The following is a 14,771-nucleotide window of genomic DNA, read 5'->3' on the forward strand; positions in this document are numbered from 1 at the left end:
TCATGCTGATTATTCCTGCGATTGATCTCAAAGACGGCCACTGCGTGCGTCTCAAACAAGGCCTCATGGAGGACGCCACGGTGTTTTCCGAAGATCCTGCCGCGATGGCGCGGCACTGGGTGGAAAAAGGCGCGCAGCGCCTGCATCTGGTGGACCTGAACGGCGCCTTCGCCGGCAAGCCGGTGAACGAAGGGGCGATCAAATCCATCGTGGCCGCAGTGGGTGGAGATATCCCGATCCAACTGGGCGGCGGCATTCGCGACCTGGATACGATAGAACGCTATCTGGATGACGGCATCAGCTACGTCATTATCGGCACCGCCGCGGTGAAGAACCCCGGCTTCCTGCATGATGCCTGCTACGCCTTCCCCGGCCACATCATGGTCGGGCTGGATGCGAAGGATGGCAAGGTGGCGGTAGACGGCTGGTCCAAGCTGACCGGTCACGACGTGATCGATCTTGGCAAAAAGTTCGAGGATTATGGCGTCGAAGCCATTGTGTATACCGATATCGGCCGCGACGGCATGCTCAACGGCGTGAATATCGAAGCCACGGTAGCACTGGCGCAAAGTCTGCGCATTCCGGTCATCGCCAGCGGCGGCATCACCAATCTGGAAGACGTCAAGCGCCTATGTGCTGTCGAGGAAGAGGGCATCATGGGCGCCATTACCGGCCGTGCGATTTACGAAGGCACGCTGGATTTCGCCGCCGCGCAAGCGCTGGCGGAAGAACTGAGTGCCTGATGGGCCTCGCCAAACGCATCATTCCTTGTCTGGATGTGACGGATGGCCGCGTGGTCAAGGGCATCAATTTCGTTGAGCTGCGCGATGCCGGCGACCCGGTGGAAATCGCCCGGCGCTATGATGAGCAGGGTGCCGACGAGCTAACCTTCCTGGATATCACCGCCAGCTCGGATAATCGCGGATTGATCCTGCACATCATCGAAGAGGTCGCTTCGCAGGTATTCATCCCGTTAACCGTCGGCGGTGGCGTGCGCGCCGTCGAAGATGTGCGTCGCCTGCTGAATGCCGGTGCCGACAAGGTCAGCATGAATACCGCAGCCGTGGTCAATCCGCAACTGGTGGCGGATGCTTCCAGCCGTTTCGGTGCGCAGTGCATCGTGGTTGCGATCGATGCGAAGCAAGTGGGTGACCACTGGGAAGTGTTCACCCACGGCGGGCGCAAACCTACCGGACTCGACGCTGTGGAATGGGCGAAAAAGATGGTCGAACTGGGGGCGGGCGAACTGTTGCTCACCAGCATGGATAGGGACGGTACCAAAAGCGGTTTCGATCTTGCGCTGACGCGTGCCATCAGCGACGCCGTGGATGTCCCCATCATCGCCTCCGGCGGGGTTGGCAATCTGGATCATCTGGTGGATGGTGTCAAAAAAGGCGGTGCGGATGCCGTGCTCGCGGCCAGCATTTTCCATTTCGGCGAGTATTCGGTGAGCCAGGCCAAGCATTACATGGCCGATCACGGCATAGAAGTGCGACTCTAAGACCCTATCTCAGCAGAAAACGAAAGATGCGTTTGAACACAAAAGGGATGAATGCAAGGCGCGGGGCGCGGCCAATGGCTATTCCATTGGCAAGCTTCGCAACGCCGCAGGCGCCCTTTTGTGTTCAAACCCTCCGGGCCGGCCATGCATTGCGCGCATGGCGTTGTTGCTCGTCGCTCATTTGGAATATCAAATTTCGCAACTCTCGCCTAGCCACGCGCGCAATGCATGGCCGGCGCACATTCGTTTCCTGCTGAGATAGGGTCTATGAGCGAAAGCTGGCTTAACAAGGTTAATTGGACGCACGACGGGCTGGTGCCGGTTGTTGTGCAAGAGGCCGGGACCGGGCAAATGCTGATGTTCGCCTGGATGGACCGCGAGGCGCTGAGGCTCACGGAGGAGACCGGTCATGCGGTCTACTGGTCGCGTTCCCGCAAGAAGCTGTGGCACAAGGGTGAAGAGTCCGGTCATGTGCAGCTCGTCAAGGAAATCCGCCTCGATTGCGATGAGGATGTGCTCCTGCTGACGGTGGAACAGATAGGCGGTATCGCCTGTCATACCGGGCGTCATAGCTGTTTTTTCCAGAAGCTGGAGAACCGGCAATGGATTTCGGATCAGCCGGTGCTGAAAGATCCGGAGGAGATTTACCGCCATGAGTGATACGCTCAATCGACTCGCCGAAGTTCTCGAGAGCCGCAAATCCGCCGACCCTCAGTCTTCCTATGTCGCCAAACTGTATGCCAAGGGCCTGGACAGCATACTCAAGAAGGTCGGGGAAGAGGCTGCGGAAACGATTATTGCCGCCAAGGATGGCGATCCGCAGAAGATCATCTACGAAACCGCCGATCTCTGGTTCCATACGCTGGTGATGCTTGCGCACGTCGGGCTGCACCCGGACGATATCCTCAACGAACTGGCGCGGCGCGAAGGCCTGTCAGGCCTTGTCGAAAAGGCCTCCCGGCCGTCCGAATAAGCATGGCGCAAGTCCTTGAACCGCCCATAAGGAGAAATGAATGAGCGATTGCATTTTCTGCAAGATCATAGCCGGGGATATTCCGAGCAAGAAAGTGTATGAAGACGACGAGGTCGTTGCGTTTCACGATATTCGCCCTATCGCGCCAGTACATTTCATGCTTGTTCCGAAGCTGCATGTCGCCAGTCTGACCGAATGCAACGAAAGCCATCGTGATTTGTTGGGCCGATTGTTGCTTTTGGCGCCCAGGCTGGCGAAAGAGCAAGGATTGGAAACCGGCTTCCGCACCATGATCAATACCGGGCATGACGGCGGCCAGGAAGTTTTCCACCTGCATATTCACGTATTCGGAGGCGGTGCTACGTTGCCTAAAACGTAGGCTGCCTCACTTTGAGGAGATAGATGATGGGTTCATTCAGTATTTGGCATTGGCTGATCGTGCTTGTGGTGGTATTGCTGATTTTTGGCACCAAGAAATTGCGCAATGTCGGCGGCGATCTCGGTGGAGCGGTAAAAGGATTCAAGGACGCCATGCGTGAAGAGCAATCCAAACCCAAGCTTGAAGACGAAACCGAACGGTCCAAAACCGTTGAAGGCGAAGTGACCGAGAAAACCAGGCATTAAGCTGTGTTCGATGTTTCCTTTGGCGAGATCCTGATCATCGCCGTCGTGGCGCTGCTCGTGATCGGCCCGGAAAAGTTGCCCAAGGTAGCGCGCACCCTGGGTCTGCTCGCTGGGCGCATGCAGCGCTATGTGGCGACCGTGAAAGGGGACATCGAGCGCGAATTGAAGGCGGACGAGTTGCGCAAGATACATAGTGACGTAACGAATGAGATGACCGCCCTGGAGTCGGAAATGACGAATGAAGTACGGAAGGCCGACAGCACCGCCAACTCCATTCTCAACGATATCGAGTCTTCAGCTGCCGACCAGAAAAAGCCGGGCGCCTAGCCGCGCTGGATCATGGATACCTCAGATACCTTCATCTCCCACCTGATCGAACTGCGCGACCGTCTGCTACGGATCGTGGCCGGGATTGTGCTGGCGTTCATTTGCCTGTTTCCGTTCGCCAACAAGATATATTCGCTGCTGGCAAACCCGTTGCTGAGTCAACTGCCGCAAGGCGGGCAGATGATTGCAACCGCAGTGACCACGCCTTTTTTCGTGCCGATGAAGGTCGCCATGCTGGCGGCCTTTGTGATTTCGCTTCCCTATACCCTGTATCAGATCTGGGCCTTCATTGCGCCCGGTCTTTATCAGCATGAAAAGCGTTTCGCCGCGCCCATGGTGGTGCTCAGCACGCTGCTGTTTCTGATAGGCATGGCGTTTGCCTATTTCCTGGTATTTCCGGTAGTTTTCGGATTTATTGCCGGTACGGCACCTGAGGGCGTGGCGGTGATGACGGATATCGGCAACTACCTCGATTTCGTCATCACTCTTTTTCTGGCTTTTGGTATCGCGTTCGAGGTTCCCGTGGCCGTGGTGATACTGGTCAGGATGGGAATGGTAAATGTAGCGACATTGAAAGAGATACGTTCTTACGTGATTGTCGGCGCATTCGTCGCCGGCGCCATCCTGACGCCGCCGGATGTGATTTCCCAGTTCATGCTGGCGGTGCCGCTTTGGCTGCTTTATGAGGCCGGCATTCTGGCTGCCGGCTTTCTGGGTTCAAAGTCGGAGAGCTACAGCTAGCTTCAACCGCAGATCGAGCCTTAATTCACCCTGGCTTGCAGTTTCGGCCGTTTGCCGATCGGAATGCTCAACTTCTGCTCTGCCTGATTGCGCACGATCTTGACCGTTGCGAGTTGCCCCGGCTTCAGGCTGGAGATCAGGTTAAGCATGTCGGAGCTATCCATTACCGCATTCCCGTTCACCTCCAGCAGAATATCGCCCGGCTTGATGCCAGCCTTGTCCGCCGGTCCTCCGCGCATTACACCCGCAATCAGGGCGCCGCGCACTTCCTTGAGTTTGAACGATTCCGCCAGTTCCGGCGTGATGTCCTGCGCTTCAATGCCGATCCAGCCACGCGTGACGCCGCCCTGGCGGATGATCTGCTCCATCACTTGCTGCGCCAGGCTGACGGGAATGGCGAAGCCTATGCCCATGGAGCCGCCGCTGCGTGAGTAAATGGCGCTATTGATGCCGATCAGGTTGCCTTCGGTGTCCACCAGGGCGCCGCCCGAGTTGCCCGGGTTGATGGGGGCATCGGTCTGAATGAAGTTCTCGAACGTATTGATGCCGAGATGGTTGCGGCCCAGCGCGCTGACGATCCCTTGCGTTACGGCTTGTCCCACGCCGAAAGGATTGCCGATAGCGAGCACCACATCGCCGATGGCGAGCTTGTCCGAGTGGCCGAACGTCACGGCGGGAAGATCCTTCATGTCGACCTTGAGTACCGCCAGGTCGGTCTCGGGGTCGCTGCCCACGACGCGCGCCGGTACAGTGCGGCCGTCTGCCAATGCCACCTCGATTTCATCGGCGGCTTCGATCACATGATGGTTGGTCAGGATCAGGCCGTCGGTGGTGACAATGACGCCGGAGCCGAGGCTGTTCTCGCGTTGCGGAATATCATTGAACTGGTCGCCGAAAAAATGCCGGAACAGGGGGTCGTCCATGAAAGGCGATTCGTTGGCCTGCGACTCCTTGCTGGTAAAAATATTGACTACCGAGGGCATCGCCTTCTTGGCGGCGGCGTTATAGGAAGTAATATTCTGACGCGATATGGCGGGTGTCGGCTCGACCTGCGTGACGGTGATTTCCGCATCGTTGCCGTTCAGCAAGTCCGGCCGAAAAGTCTGCAGAACGAACAGGGCGGCGAGACTGATCGTTACGCTTTGTGCAAAAATGAGCCAGAGTTTTTTCATGGTTTTTAAAATAGCTCCACGCGTTGTTCCATGAGGGACCAAACCGTTCAGACGAATGATTCGAAAGCAGATGGGGAAAGTTAATGAAACTATCCGAGTTGGTTGATTATACCGGACAATTATTGCAGGTTGAGCGCTACCGGGATTACTGCCCGAATGGACTACAGCTTGAGGGTCGGCCGGATATCCATGTCATCGTGAGCGGCGTCACGGCAAGCATGGCTTTACTGGAGCGCGCGGCTGGATTGGGTGCCGATCTGGTGCTAGTGCATCACGGATATTTCTGGAAAGGGGAGGACGCACGTGTAGTCGGCATCAAGCGTAAGCGATTGAAGTTTCTTCTGGAAAATGACATAAGTCTCGCCGCCTATCATTTGCCGCTGGATGCGCACCCGGAGTTCGGAAATAACGTCAGACTGGCGGATTTGCTAGAGTTCAATATCGACGGCTGGTTTGGCGAGCAATCCATCGCGGCCCATGGTGTATTGAGGCAGCCGATGACACTGGGCGAATTGGGAAGATCCATCACGGAAAAGCTGGCGCGCGAGCCCATGCTGGTCGGGGATCCACATAAAAACATACGCCGTGTCGCCTGGTGTACCGGCGCCGCTCAGGATTATCTGGAGTTGGCCGTGGCATTGGGCGTGGATGTTTTCGTGACGGGAGAGGTGTCGGAACGTACCGTGCACATCGCGCGCGAATCGGGCGTGGCTTTTATCGCCGCCGGACATCATGCGACGGAACGCTACGGTATTCAGGCGCTGGGCGAACATCTTTCGCAACGCTTTGGTATTAGTCATCATTTTGTCGATATCGATAACCCTGTTTAAGCTGTTTTGCCGTTTAAGTTTTGTTTAGAAAACTGTACAATCACGTCCTTTTAGAAAAACTCCAAGGTATTGCGATGGCTAACCAAGAAGTGGATCACAGCAAGCGGCGCTTCCTGATTGCTGCGACTGCGGTGGCGGGAGGTGCGGCGACCGTGGCCGTGGCAGCTCCATTCGTCATGAGCATGTTGCCCAGCGAACGCGCCAAGGCCGCCGGCGCTCCGGTGGAAGTGGATATCGGCAAGATCGAGCCGGGTTCGATGATTACAGTCGAATGGCGCGGCAAGCCGGTCTGGATTGTTAACCGTAATCAGGAAATGCTGGATCAACTCGGCAAGATCGACGACAAGTTGAGCGACCCCAAGCTTGAAGTTCCGCAGCAGCCTGTCTATACCAAAAACGCAACGCGCTCCATCAAGCCCAACCTGATGGTCGTCGTCGGTATCTGCACCCACCTCGGATGCTCTCCTTCCTCCAAGCTCAAGCAGGGTGAGGACGGCATGGGCAGCGATTGGCCGGGCGGTTTTTTCTGCCCTTGCCATGGATCCAAGTTTGACCTGGCCGGCCGCGTGTTCAAGGGGTCGCCTGCCCCGATCAATCTGGAAGTGCCGCCGCATCACTACCTCAGCGATGCACGCCTGTTGATCGGCGAAGATGCCAAGGGAGCGTAACGAATGAATAAATACCTGACCTGTGCGCTGAACTGGGTGGACGAGCGGTTCCCGCTGACCGCCAACTGGAAGGCACATCTTTCCGAATACTACGCGCCGAAGAATTTCAATTTCTGGTATTACTTTGGTTCCCTGGCCATGCTGGTGCTGGTGCTGCAAATCGTCACCGGCATCTTCCTGACCATGCACTACAAGCCGGATGCCGCCCTGGCCTTTGCCTCGGTTGAATACATCATGCGTGACGTGTCGTGGGGCTGGCTGATCCGCTACATGCACTCGACCGGCGCTTCGATGTTCTTCGTCGTGGTTTACCTGCATATGTTCCGCGGCCTGCTTTACGGCTCGTACCGTAATCCGCGCGAACTGATCTGGCTGTTCGGCGTGGCGATTTTCCTGTGCCTGATGGGCGAGGCATTCTTTGGCTACCTGCTGCCGTGGGGTCAGATGTCTTACTGGGGCGCGCAGGTGATCGTGAACCTGTTTGCGACCATTCCCTTTGTTGGTCCTGATGTCGCTGAATGGCTGCGCGGCGATTATCTGGTGTCCGATGCAACCCTCAACCGGTTCTTCGCATTCCACGTGATCGCGTTGCCGCTGGTGTTGCTGGGGCTCGTGGCTGCGCACATCATCGCGTTGCATGAAGTGGGTTCCAATAATCCTGACGGTATCGAGATCAAGAAGAACAAGGATCCTGTGACCGGCATTCCGCTCGACGGCATTCCTTTCCATCCGTATTACACGGTAAAGGATATTGTCGGCGTGGCTGTCTTCCTGATCGTGTTCTCGGCGATTGTGTTCTTCGCTCCCGAAATGGGCGGCTATTTCCTCGAAGCCAATAACTTCGTGCCGGCCGATCCGCTGAAGACGCCGGCTCACATTGCGCCTGTCTGGTACTTCACGCCCTATTACTCGATCCTGCGTGCGGTTCCGCCGCTCTTCAACTCGCAGTTCCCAGGTGTCGTTGCCATGGGCCTGTCGGTGATGATTTTTGCGGCCTTGCCCTGGCTGGACAAGAGCCCGGTCAAGTCCATCCGTTATCGTGGCGCCCAATACAAGGGCTGGCTGGCCGCATTCGTGGTGAGCTTCCTGATCCTGGGTTACCTGGGTACGGAACCCTCTAACGTGTGGGGGCAATTCGGTGCGAATGTGCCGTTGCTCGGCGGTGCGGATCGCGCTACGGTGGTGGCGCGAATGTTGACGGTGGTGTATTTCCTCTTTTTTGCACTGATGCCGTGGTACACCAAGAGAGACAAGACAAAACCAGTGCCGGAAAGGGTGACGGGATAATGAAAAAACTGCTATTCATGTTCGGGCTGTTGCTGTCCCTGACAGTGCAGGCCAATGAGGATGTGCATCTGGACAAGGCGCCGATCAATCCTTCCAATCTGCCTTCCTTGCAGCGCGGCGCAAAGGTGTTCGTGAATTATTGCCTCAACTGTCACAGCGCGACCTCGATGCGATATAACCGTCTCAAGGATATCGGCCTCACGGACGAGCAGATCAAGGCTAACCTGCTGTTTGCCGGCGAGAAAGTGGGAGAAACGATGCAGGTCGGCATGAAGCCGCGCGACGCTAAGGCCTGGTTCGGCGCACCGCCTCCGGATCTTTCGGTGATCGCCCGTTCGCGTACGCCTGATTGGTTGTATACGTATCTGCGTGGTTTCTACCGTGACGAGACACGTCCTACCGGATGGAATAATGTCGCGTTCGCGAATGTCGGCATGCCGCATGCGTTATGGGAATTGCAGGGCGAGCAGCACCTGCAGGTTCAGGAAACCAAGGATATCGAAGGCAATGCAGTTGTGTCGCATCACCTGGTGTTGGCAAAGCCCGGCAAGATGGCGCCGGCTGAATATGATGCCATGGTGGCCGACCTGGTGAATTACCTGACATTTATGGCGGAACCTGCCAAGTCCAAGCGCCTCCAACTCGGAATCATCGTGTTGCTGGCGCTGGCGTTCTTTTTCATGATCGCATTCGCGCTCAAGAAGGAATTCTGGAAAGACGTTCATTAATTATTTTTGACGTTACGGGAGGTTCCGGTTTTCCGGAGCCTCCCTTTTGCTTTTAATCGAGATCGGACAAAGCTTATGATGACCTTATATTCGGGCACGACCTGCCCTTACAGCCAGCGCTGCCGTATTGTGCTCTTTGAAAAGGGCATGGATTTCCAGGTGATCGACGTCGATATGACCAACAAGCCGGAAGATCTGGCGGTTATCAACCCATACAATCGCGTGCCGGTCCTGGTCGAGCGCGATCTGGTGCTGTATGAGGCGAATATCATCAATGAATACATTGACGAGCGCTTTCCTCATCCACAGCTGATGCCGGCTGATCCGGTGATGCGTGCTCGCGCTCGCCTGTTCCTGCATAACTTCGAAGATCAGCTGTTCGACCATATTGCCGATATCGAATCCGATAACGCCAAGGTGGCCGATAACGCGCGTGCCATCGTACGTGACAACCTGACGCAGATCGCACCCATCTTCAATAAGCAGGAATACATGCTGGGCGACGAGTTCTCGATGCTGGATGTGGCGATTGCGCCTTTGCTCTGGCGTCTCGGCCACTACGGCATTGAACTGCCGAAACAAGCTGCGCCATTGCTCAAGTACGCCGAGCGCATTTTCTCGCGCCCGGCTTATATCGAAGCAATGACGCCGTCCGAAAAGGCGATGCGCAAATAAATGGCGAACGAGCCAAGCTCCACGAAGCCGTATTTTCTGCGCGCCATGTATGAGTGGTGCCTGGACAACGGCTTCACGCCACATCTGGTGGTGGCCGTGAATTCGCGTACGCGCGTTCCGCAGGGATACGTCAAGGATGGAGAAATTGTCCTTAATATCAATTTCTCCGCTACCAAGGATTTGCTGATCGGTAACGAAGCGGTCACGTTCTCCGCCCGGTTCGGCGGTAACCCTTTCGATATATACGTGCCTGTCGACGCGGTGCGAGGAATCTTTGCCCGCGAAACCGGCCAGGGTATGTTTTTTGAGGCGGATGAAGCGGCAGCCCTGCTTGCGGAAGGTGAGCCGGAAGATCCGCCGGATGGCCCACCGGATGAGCCGGCGCCACCCACAGGCAATAAAAGGCCAGCGCTTAAGCTGGTAAAATAGCAATCTTCGTATGGCGGCACTTGCTGTTCGAGTGAATGTAGGTATAATCGCCGCCGCGCCGGATTAGCTCAGTTGGTAGAGCAGCGCACTTGTAATGCGAAGGTCGTCAGTTCGATTCCGACATCCGGCACCATTCAATGTTATTGGTGGATGAGTTTGACAAGTTGCGGTAAAGGCCCGATAATCTCGGGTTCGGCAGGGAGAGGTGCCCGAGTGGCTAAAGGGGGCAGACTGTAAATCTGTTGGCTTACGCCTACGCTGGTTCGAATCCAGCCCTCTCCACCAAAAGCTGTTCTGGAGCCGAATGTTTGGCTTCGAGTGCATGGCTTCTGGCCGGTTGTGCGGGTGTAGCTCAGCTGGTAGAGCACTTGCCTTCCAAGCAAGATGTCGCGAGTTCGAACCTCGTCGCCCGCTCCAGTTGCGAATTTTTTAGTATTTTAGAGCGCCCATGTGGCTCAGTGGTAGAGCACTCCCTTGGTAAGGGAGAGGTCGCGGGTCCGATTCCCGCCATGGGCACCATTTTTTTAACTTGATGAGTTAAAGGGATCGGGAATGGCAAAAGGCAAATTTGAGCGTACCAAGCCGCACGTGAACGTGGGGACGATTGGACACGTTGACCACGGCAAGACGACGCTGACGGCGGCGATCACCACGATACTGTCGAAGAAGTTTGGCGGCGAAGCCAAGGCCTACGACCAGATCGACGCAGCGCCGGAAGAAAAGGCGCGCGGCATCACCATCAACACCGCCCACGTGGAATACGAAACGGCCAACCGCCACTACGCCCACGTTGACTGCCCCGGCCACGCCGACTACGTCAAGAACATGATCACCGGCGCCGCACAAATGGACGGCGCCATCCTGGTGGTGTCCGCGGCTGACGGTCCCATGCCGCAGACCCGCGAGCACATCCTGCTCGCCCGTCAGGTGGGCGTACCGTACATCATCGTCTTCATGAACAAGGCCGACATGGTCGACGACGCCGAACTGCTCGAACTCGTCGAAATGGAAGTGCGCGAACTGCTCAGCAAGTACGACTTCCCGGGCGACGACATCCCCATCGTCAAGGGCTCCGCCCTGAAGGCGCTGGAAGGCGACCAGTCCGAGATCGGCGAACCCGCCATCCTCAAGCTGGCCGAAGCCCTGGACTCCTACATCCCCACCCCGGAACGCGCCATCGACGGCACCTTCCTGATGCCGGTGGAAGACGTATTCTCCATCTCCGGCCGCGGCACCGTGGTGACCGGTCGCGTTGAACGCGGCATCATCAAGGTCGGCGAAGAAATCGAAATCGTCGGCATCAAGCCCACCCTGAAGACCACCTGCACCGGCGTGGAAATGTTCCGCAAGCTGCTCGACCAGGGTCAGGCCGGCGACAACGTCGGCGTGCTGCTGCGCGGCACCAAGCGTGAAGAAGTCGAACGCGGCCAGGTGCTGGCCAAGCCCGGCTCCATCACCCCGCACACCAAGTTCGCCGCCGAGATCTACGTGCTGGGCAAGGACGAAGGCGGCCGCCACACCCCGTTCTTCAACGGCTACCGTCCGCAGTTCTACTTCCGTACCACCGACGTGACCGGCGCGGTTGAACTGCCGGCCGGCACCGAAATGGTGATGCCTGGCGACAACGTCTCCATTACGGTTGCGCTGATTGCGCCGATCGCGATGGAAGACGGTCTGCGCTTCGCGATCCGCGAAGGCGGCCGTACCGTCGGCGCCGGCGTCGTTGCCAAGGTCATCGAGTAATAGCAATACCCGAGGCGGCTGGTGCTTGACGTTAGTCTTGCGGCAGCCGCCGACAGCTTTAATACAGGCCAGTAGCTCAATTGGCAGAGCGTCGGTCTCCAAAACCGAAGGTTGGGGGTTCGAGACCCTCCTGGCCTGCCACATAACATAACTGCATAACGACAATATGACCGAAAAAATCAAGCTGGCGCTGGCATTGCTGCTGGTAGCAGCTGGGCTTGGCGCTTTTTATCTGCTGGCCGAGCATGCGATGGTGTTGCGCGTTTTGGCAGTGCTTGTCGGTATAGGTGCGGCAGTGGCCATCATGTTGACGACATCGATGGGTCAGGCCGCTTTTGCTTTTTCCAGGGAAGCCTTGGCTGAGGCGCGCAAGGTTGTCTGGCCGACTCGCAAGGAAACCATCCAGACCACTGCGGCGGTGTTTGCGCTGGTGGTGGTGATGGGCATCTTCCTGTGGATCGTGGATGCGGCGTTGCTGTGGGGTGTGCAATTTTTGATGGGACGGAGTTAGTAATGACGATGAAGTGGTATGCAGTACAGGTCTACTCCGGCTTCGAGAAATCGGTTCAGCGCGCTCTTGAAGAGCGCGTAAGCCGTTCTACCCTGCAAGACAAGTTTGGCCAGATTCTGGTCCCTGTCGAAGAAGTGGTCGAAATGAAGGGTGGTCAGAAGACCATCAGTGAGCGCAAGCTTTATCCGGGCTATCTGCTGGTGCAGATGGCTATGGATGATGATACCTGGCACCTGGTTCGCAGCGTGCCGCGTGTTTCTGCCTTTATTGGCGGCACTGCGCTGAAGCCAACGCCGATCAAGGATGCTGAAGTCGATATCATCCTGCATCGCATGGACGAGAGCAAAAGCAATCCGACGCAAAAGCTTACCTTCGAGAAGGGCGAGATGGTGCGTGTCATCGACGGTCCGTTCAAGGATTTTTCCGGCGCGGTCGAAGATGTCAATTACGAAAAAAACAAGCTGCGGGTATCGGTGGTCATTTTTGGCCGTGCGACACCGGTGGAGCTGGATTTCAGTCAGATCGAAAAAGAGGTCTGACGAAAGCGCGCCTTCGGGCGCTTTTTGGTCGGGGAGCGCCGGATTTTCGGTGCGTTTGAACCCATTTTAGGAGCAAGCAAATGGCAAAGAAAGTTATAGGCTATATCAAGCTGCAGATCCCTGCAGGCAAAGCCAATCCCAGCCCGCCTGTCGGTCCCGCACTGGGCCAGCGCGGTCTGAATATCATGGAATTCTGTAAGGCGTTCAACGCGGCAACCCAAGGCATGGAGCCGGGTCTGCCGGTGCCGGTGGTCATCACCGCGTTCGCCGACAAGAGCTTCACCTTCGTGATGAAGACGCCTCCGGCGACTGTACTGATCAAGAAGGCAGCCAAGATTGACAAGGGTTCTGCTCGCCCGCATACCGATAAGGTAGGCAAGATTTCCCGTGCGCAAGCCGAAGAAATCGCCAAGACCAAGATGCCCGATCTGACCGCGGCAGACATGGATGCCGCCGTGCGTACCATTGCCGGTAGCGCTCGCAGCATGGGTATTGAAGTGGAGGGCGTATAAATGGCTAACGATTCCAAGCGTCTTCAGGCACTGCGTGCCAAGATTGACCGTAACAAGGTTTACCCGCTGACCGATGCCCTGGCGCTGGTCAAGGAAACCGCAACTGCAAAATTCGACGAATCCGTGGATGCCGTGATCAACCTCGGCATCGATGCGCGTAAGTCCGACCAGCTGGTTCGCGGCGCGCTGGTGCTGCCCAAGGGTACTGGCAAGACCAAACGCGTTGCCGTGTTTGCGCAAGGCGCGGCAGCGGAAGCTGCCAAGGCTGCCGGTGCTGACATCGTCGGTTTCGAAGACTTGGCCGAACAAGTCAAGGGCGGCATGCTGGATTTCGACATTGCGATCGCAACGCCGGATGCCATGCGTATCGTCGGCCAATTGGGCCAAGTGCTCGGCCCTCGCGGCCTGATGCCTAACCCGAAGGTCGGTACCGTTACTCCCGATGTCACGACCGCTGTGAAGAATGCCAAGGCCGGTCAGGTTCAATACCGTACCGACAAGGCCGGTATTGTGCACTGCACCATCGGCCGCGCTTCATTCGAAGTCGATGCACTGAAGGAAAACCTGCTGGCACTGATCGATGCGCTGAACAAGGCCAAGCCTTCTTCCAGCAAGGGTCAGTACATGAAGAAGGTATCCGTTTCCAGCACCATGGGTGCCGGTGTGCGGGTTGACCAGGCTAACCTGGCGTAAGTAATGCAACAGGCGGGCGCTTCGGCGTCCGTAGCAAAGGGCTTTGGGCCTGCCGTTTAACCGCGGCAGGGTTATCAAAGACCGTAGGTACCCGCAAGGGTTTAATCGACCGTCAAAGGCGCATGCAGGTTGTGCGAGGAGTAGCGGAAGTCCTACGCAGATGGCGTTCCCGGAACAGGATAATCCTGATGAAAGGTCGCCGTGGGTAGGTTCCCGTACTTTATAACTGAAGTGCGGGAGCTCAATTAACGGAAGGAGGTAAGACCTTGAGTCTTAATCTTGAAGAGAAAAAGGCAGTGGTTGCCGAGGTTAGCGAGCAAGTCTCCAAGGCCCAGTCGATCATTCTCGCCGAGTATCGCGGCTTGGAAGTGGGCGACATGACCAAGCTGCGTGCGCAAGCCCGGAATTCCGGCGTGTATCTTCGCGTTCTGAAGAATACGCTGGTGCGTCGTGCCGTTGACGGCACGCCGTTCTCCGACTTGTCCGCGCAAATGGTTGGCCCGCTGGTGTTCGGTATCTCTACCGATCCGGTTGCTGCGGCAAAGGTGCTGAACGACTTTGCCAAGGGTAACGACAAGTTTGTGATCAAGGCAGGCGCGATGCCGAACCAGGTCATGGACGCCAATGGCGTCAAGGCCCTGGCATCCATGCCGAGCCGCGAAGAGCTGCTGTCCAAGCTGCTGGGTACCATGCAAGCACCGGTTGCCAAGTTCGTCCGCACCCTCAACGAAGTCCCGACTTCGTTCGTGCGTGGCCTGGCTGCCGTTCGCGACCAGAAGCAAGCCGCTTAATTCATATTTAAACTTTTATCAGGAGTA

General features: G+C 56.9%; 21 protein-coding genes and 5 tRNA genes. 25 read left to right on the forward strand and 1 reads right to left on the reverse strand.

All coding sequences use genetic code 11. The annotated features are described in order from the left end of the window. The first annotated feature begins 2 nt into the window (after positions 1-2). The 8 genes from hisA to tatC all read left to right on the forward strand — a co-directional run bounded on the left by hisA (position 3) and on the right by tatC (position 4,166). The gene (hisA, locus tag A7976_RS08260; protein WP_067109948.1) at positions 3-743 is read left to right on the forward strand and encodes a 1-(5-phosphoribosyl)-5-[(5-phosphoribosylamino)methylideneamino]imidazole-4-carboxamide isomerase; all 741 of its coding nucleotides are present in this window, start codon (positions 3-5) and stop codon (positions 741-743) included. Continuing rightward, positions 743-1,501, forward strand: a complete 759-nt coding sequence (gene hisF / locus A7976_RS08265; RefSeq protein WP_067109951.1) for an imidazole glycerol phosphate synthase subunit HisF — start codon at positions 743-745, stop codon at positions 1,499-1,501. The genes hisA and hisF overlap by 1 nt, the downstream gene beginning before the upstream one ends. A gap of 267 nt (positions 1,502-1,768) precedes the next feature. Continuing rightward, positions 1,769-2,161 (forward strand): phosphoribosyl-AMP cyclohydrolase, encoded by a 393-nt coding sequence (gene hisI / locus A7976_RS08270; protein WP_067109954.1) that lies wholly within the window; start codon positions 1,769-1,771, stop codon positions 2,159-2,161. After that, a complete protein-coding gene (locus A7976_RS08275; RefSeq protein ID WP_067109957.1) occupies positions 2,154-2,474 on the forward strand; it encodes a phosphoribosyl-ATP diphosphatase in 321 nt (106 codons plus the stop codon). Before hisI ends, A7976_RS08275 begins: the two co-directional genes overlap by 8 nt. Positions 2,475-2,514: 40 nt before the next feature. Next, positions 2,515-2,853: a histidine triad nucleotide-binding protein gene (locus A7976_RS08280; RefSeq protein WP_067109960.1), complete on the forward strand. Its 339-nt coding sequence runs from the start codon at positions 2,515-2,517 to the stop codon at positions 2,851-2,853. A 26-nt stretch (positions 2,854-2,879) separates the two neighbouring features. Then, positions 2,880-3,098, forward strand: a complete 219-nt coding sequence (tatA, locus tag A7976_RS08285; RefSeq protein WP_067109965.1) for a Sec-independent protein translocase subunit TatA — start codon at positions 2,880-2,882, stop codon at positions 3,096-3,098. 3 nt (positions 3,099-3,101) lie between these two features. After that, positions 3,102-3,425: a Sec-independent protein translocase protein TatB gene (gene tatB, locus A7976_RS08290; protein ID WP_067109968.1), complete on the forward strand. Its 324-nt coding sequence runs from the start codon at positions 3,102-3,104 to the stop codon at positions 3,423-3,425. Between the two features lie 12 nt (positions 3,426-3,437). After that, entirely contained in the window at positions 3,438-4,166 is a 729-nt protein-coding gene (gene tatC, locus A7976_RS08295; protein ID WP_067109971.1) for a twin-arginine translocase subunit TatC, read from the forward strand. Between the two features lie 20 nt (positions 4,167-4,186). On the opposite strand, the gene A7976_RS08300 is transcribed toward tatC, so the two are convergent. Beyond that, complete coding sequence (locus A7976_RS08300; RefSeq protein WP_067109974.1) at positions 4,187-5,338, reverse strand: Do family serine endopeptidase; 1,152 nt, start codon at positions 5,336-5,338, stop codon at positions 4,187-4,189. Positions 5,339-5,421: 83 nt separating this feature from the next. Between A7976_RS08300 and A7976_RS08305 the strand changes: the two genes are divergently transcribed. The 17 genes from A7976_RS08305 (at position 5,422) to rplJ (ending at position 14,744) form a co-directional block, all read left to right on the forward strand. After that, positions 5,422-6,168 (forward strand): Nif3-like dinuclear metal center hexameric protein, encoded by a 747-nt coding sequence (locus A7976_RS08305; protein WP_067109977.1) that lies wholly within the window; start codon positions 5,422-5,424, stop codon positions 6,166-6,168. A gap of 74 nt (positions 6,169-6,242) precedes the next feature. Next, on the forward strand, positions 6,243-6,836 hold the full coding sequence (gene petA / locus A7976_RS08310; protein WP_067109980.1) for a ubiquinol-cytochrome c reductase iron-sulfur subunit: 594 nt from the start codon (positions 6,243-6,245) through the stop codon (positions 6,834-6,836). Positions 6,837-6,839: 3 nt separating this feature from the next. Next, positions 6,840-8,123: a cytochrome bc complex cytochrome b subunit gene (locus A7976_RS08315; RefSeq protein WP_067109983.1), complete on the forward strand. Its 1,284-nt coding sequence runs from the start codon at positions 6,840-6,842 to the stop codon at positions 8,121-8,123. Next, positions 8,123-8,851, forward strand: coding sequence for a cytochrome c1 (locus A7976_RS08320; protein ID WP_067109985.1), 729 nt, complete (start codon positions 8,123-8,125; stop codon positions 8,849-8,851). Before A7976_RS08315 ends, A7976_RS08320 begins: the two co-directional genes overlap by 1 nt. 75 nt (positions 8,852-8,926) lie before the next feature. After that, on the forward strand, positions 8,927-9,526 hold the full coding sequence (locus tag A7976_RS08325; protein ID WP_067109988.1) for a glutathione S-transferase N-terminal domain-containing protein: 600 nt from the start codon (positions 8,927-8,929) through the stop codon (positions 9,524-9,526). Then, the gene (locus tag A7976_RS08330) at positions 9,527-9,955 is read left to right on the forward strand and encodes a ClpXP protease specificity-enhancing factor (protein WP_067109991.1); all 429 of its coding nucleotides are present in this window, start codon (positions 9,527-9,529) and stop codon (positions 9,953-9,955) included. It begins immediately after the preceding gene. Between the two features lie 57 nt (positions 9,956-10,012). Then, positions 10,013-10,088: transfer RNA gene (locus A7976_RS08335), tRNA-Thr, on the forward strand. Between the two features lie 66 nt (positions 10,089-10,154). Further along, positions 10,155-10,240: transfer RNA gene (locus tag A7976_RS08340), tRNA-Tyr, on the forward strand. 56 nt (positions 10,241-10,296) lie between these two features. Continuing rightward, positions 10,297-10,372 (forward strand) — tRNA-Gly (locus A7976_RS08345). A gap of 27 nt (positions 10,373-10,399) precedes the next feature. Then, a tRNA-Thr gene (locus tag A7976_RS08350) sits at positions 10,400-10,474 on the forward strand. 33 nt (positions 10,475-10,507) lie between these two features. Then, a complete protein-coding gene (gene tuf / locus A7976_RS08355; RefSeq protein WP_067109995.1) occupies positions 10,508-11,698 on the forward strand; it encodes an elongation factor Tu in 1,191 nt (396 codons plus the stop codon). A 65-nt stretch (positions 11,699-11,763) separates the two neighbouring features. Continuing rightward, positions 11,764-11,839: transfer RNA gene (locus tag A7976_RS08360), tRNA-Trp, on the forward strand. A gap of 25 nt (positions 11,840-11,864) precedes the next feature. Then, on the forward strand, positions 11,865-12,209 hold the full coding sequence (gene secE / locus A7976_RS08365) for a preprotein translocase subunit SecE (RefSeq protein WP_067109998.1): 345 nt from the start codon (positions 11,865-11,867) through the stop codon (positions 12,207-12,209). Positions 12,210-12,211: 2 nt separating this feature from the next. Next, a complete protein-coding gene (gene nusG, locus A7976_RS08370; protein WP_067110001.1) occupies positions 12,212-12,748 on the forward strand; it encodes a transcription termination/antitermination protein NusG in 537 nt (178 codons plus the stop codon). An 80-nt stretch (positions 12,749-12,828) separates the two neighbouring features. Then, positions 12,829-13,260 (forward strand): 50S ribosomal protein L11, encoded by a 432-nt coding sequence (rplK, locus tag A7976_RS08375; RefSeq protein WP_067110004.1) that lies wholly within the window; start codon positions 12,829-12,831, stop codon positions 13,258-13,260. Beyond that, positions 13,261-13,953 carry a 50S ribosomal protein L1 gene (rplA, locus tag A7976_RS08380; protein ID WP_067110007.1) on the forward strand — a complete coding sequence of 231 codons (693 nt, stop codon included), beginning with the start codon at positions 13,261-13,263 and terminating at the stop codon, positions 13,951-13,953. 266 nt (positions 13,954-14,219) lie between these two features. Next, entirely contained in the window at positions 14,220-14,744 is a 525-nt protein-coding gene (rplJ, locus tag A7976_RS08385) for a 50S ribosomal protein L10 (RefSeq protein WP_067110010.1), read from the forward strand. Positions 14,745-14,771: the final 27 nt, after the last annotated feature.

Source organism: Methylobacillus sp. MM3, assembly GCF_001645185.1.
GTDB lineage: Bacteria > Pseudomonadota > Gammaproteobacteria > Burkholderiales > Methylophilaceae > MM2.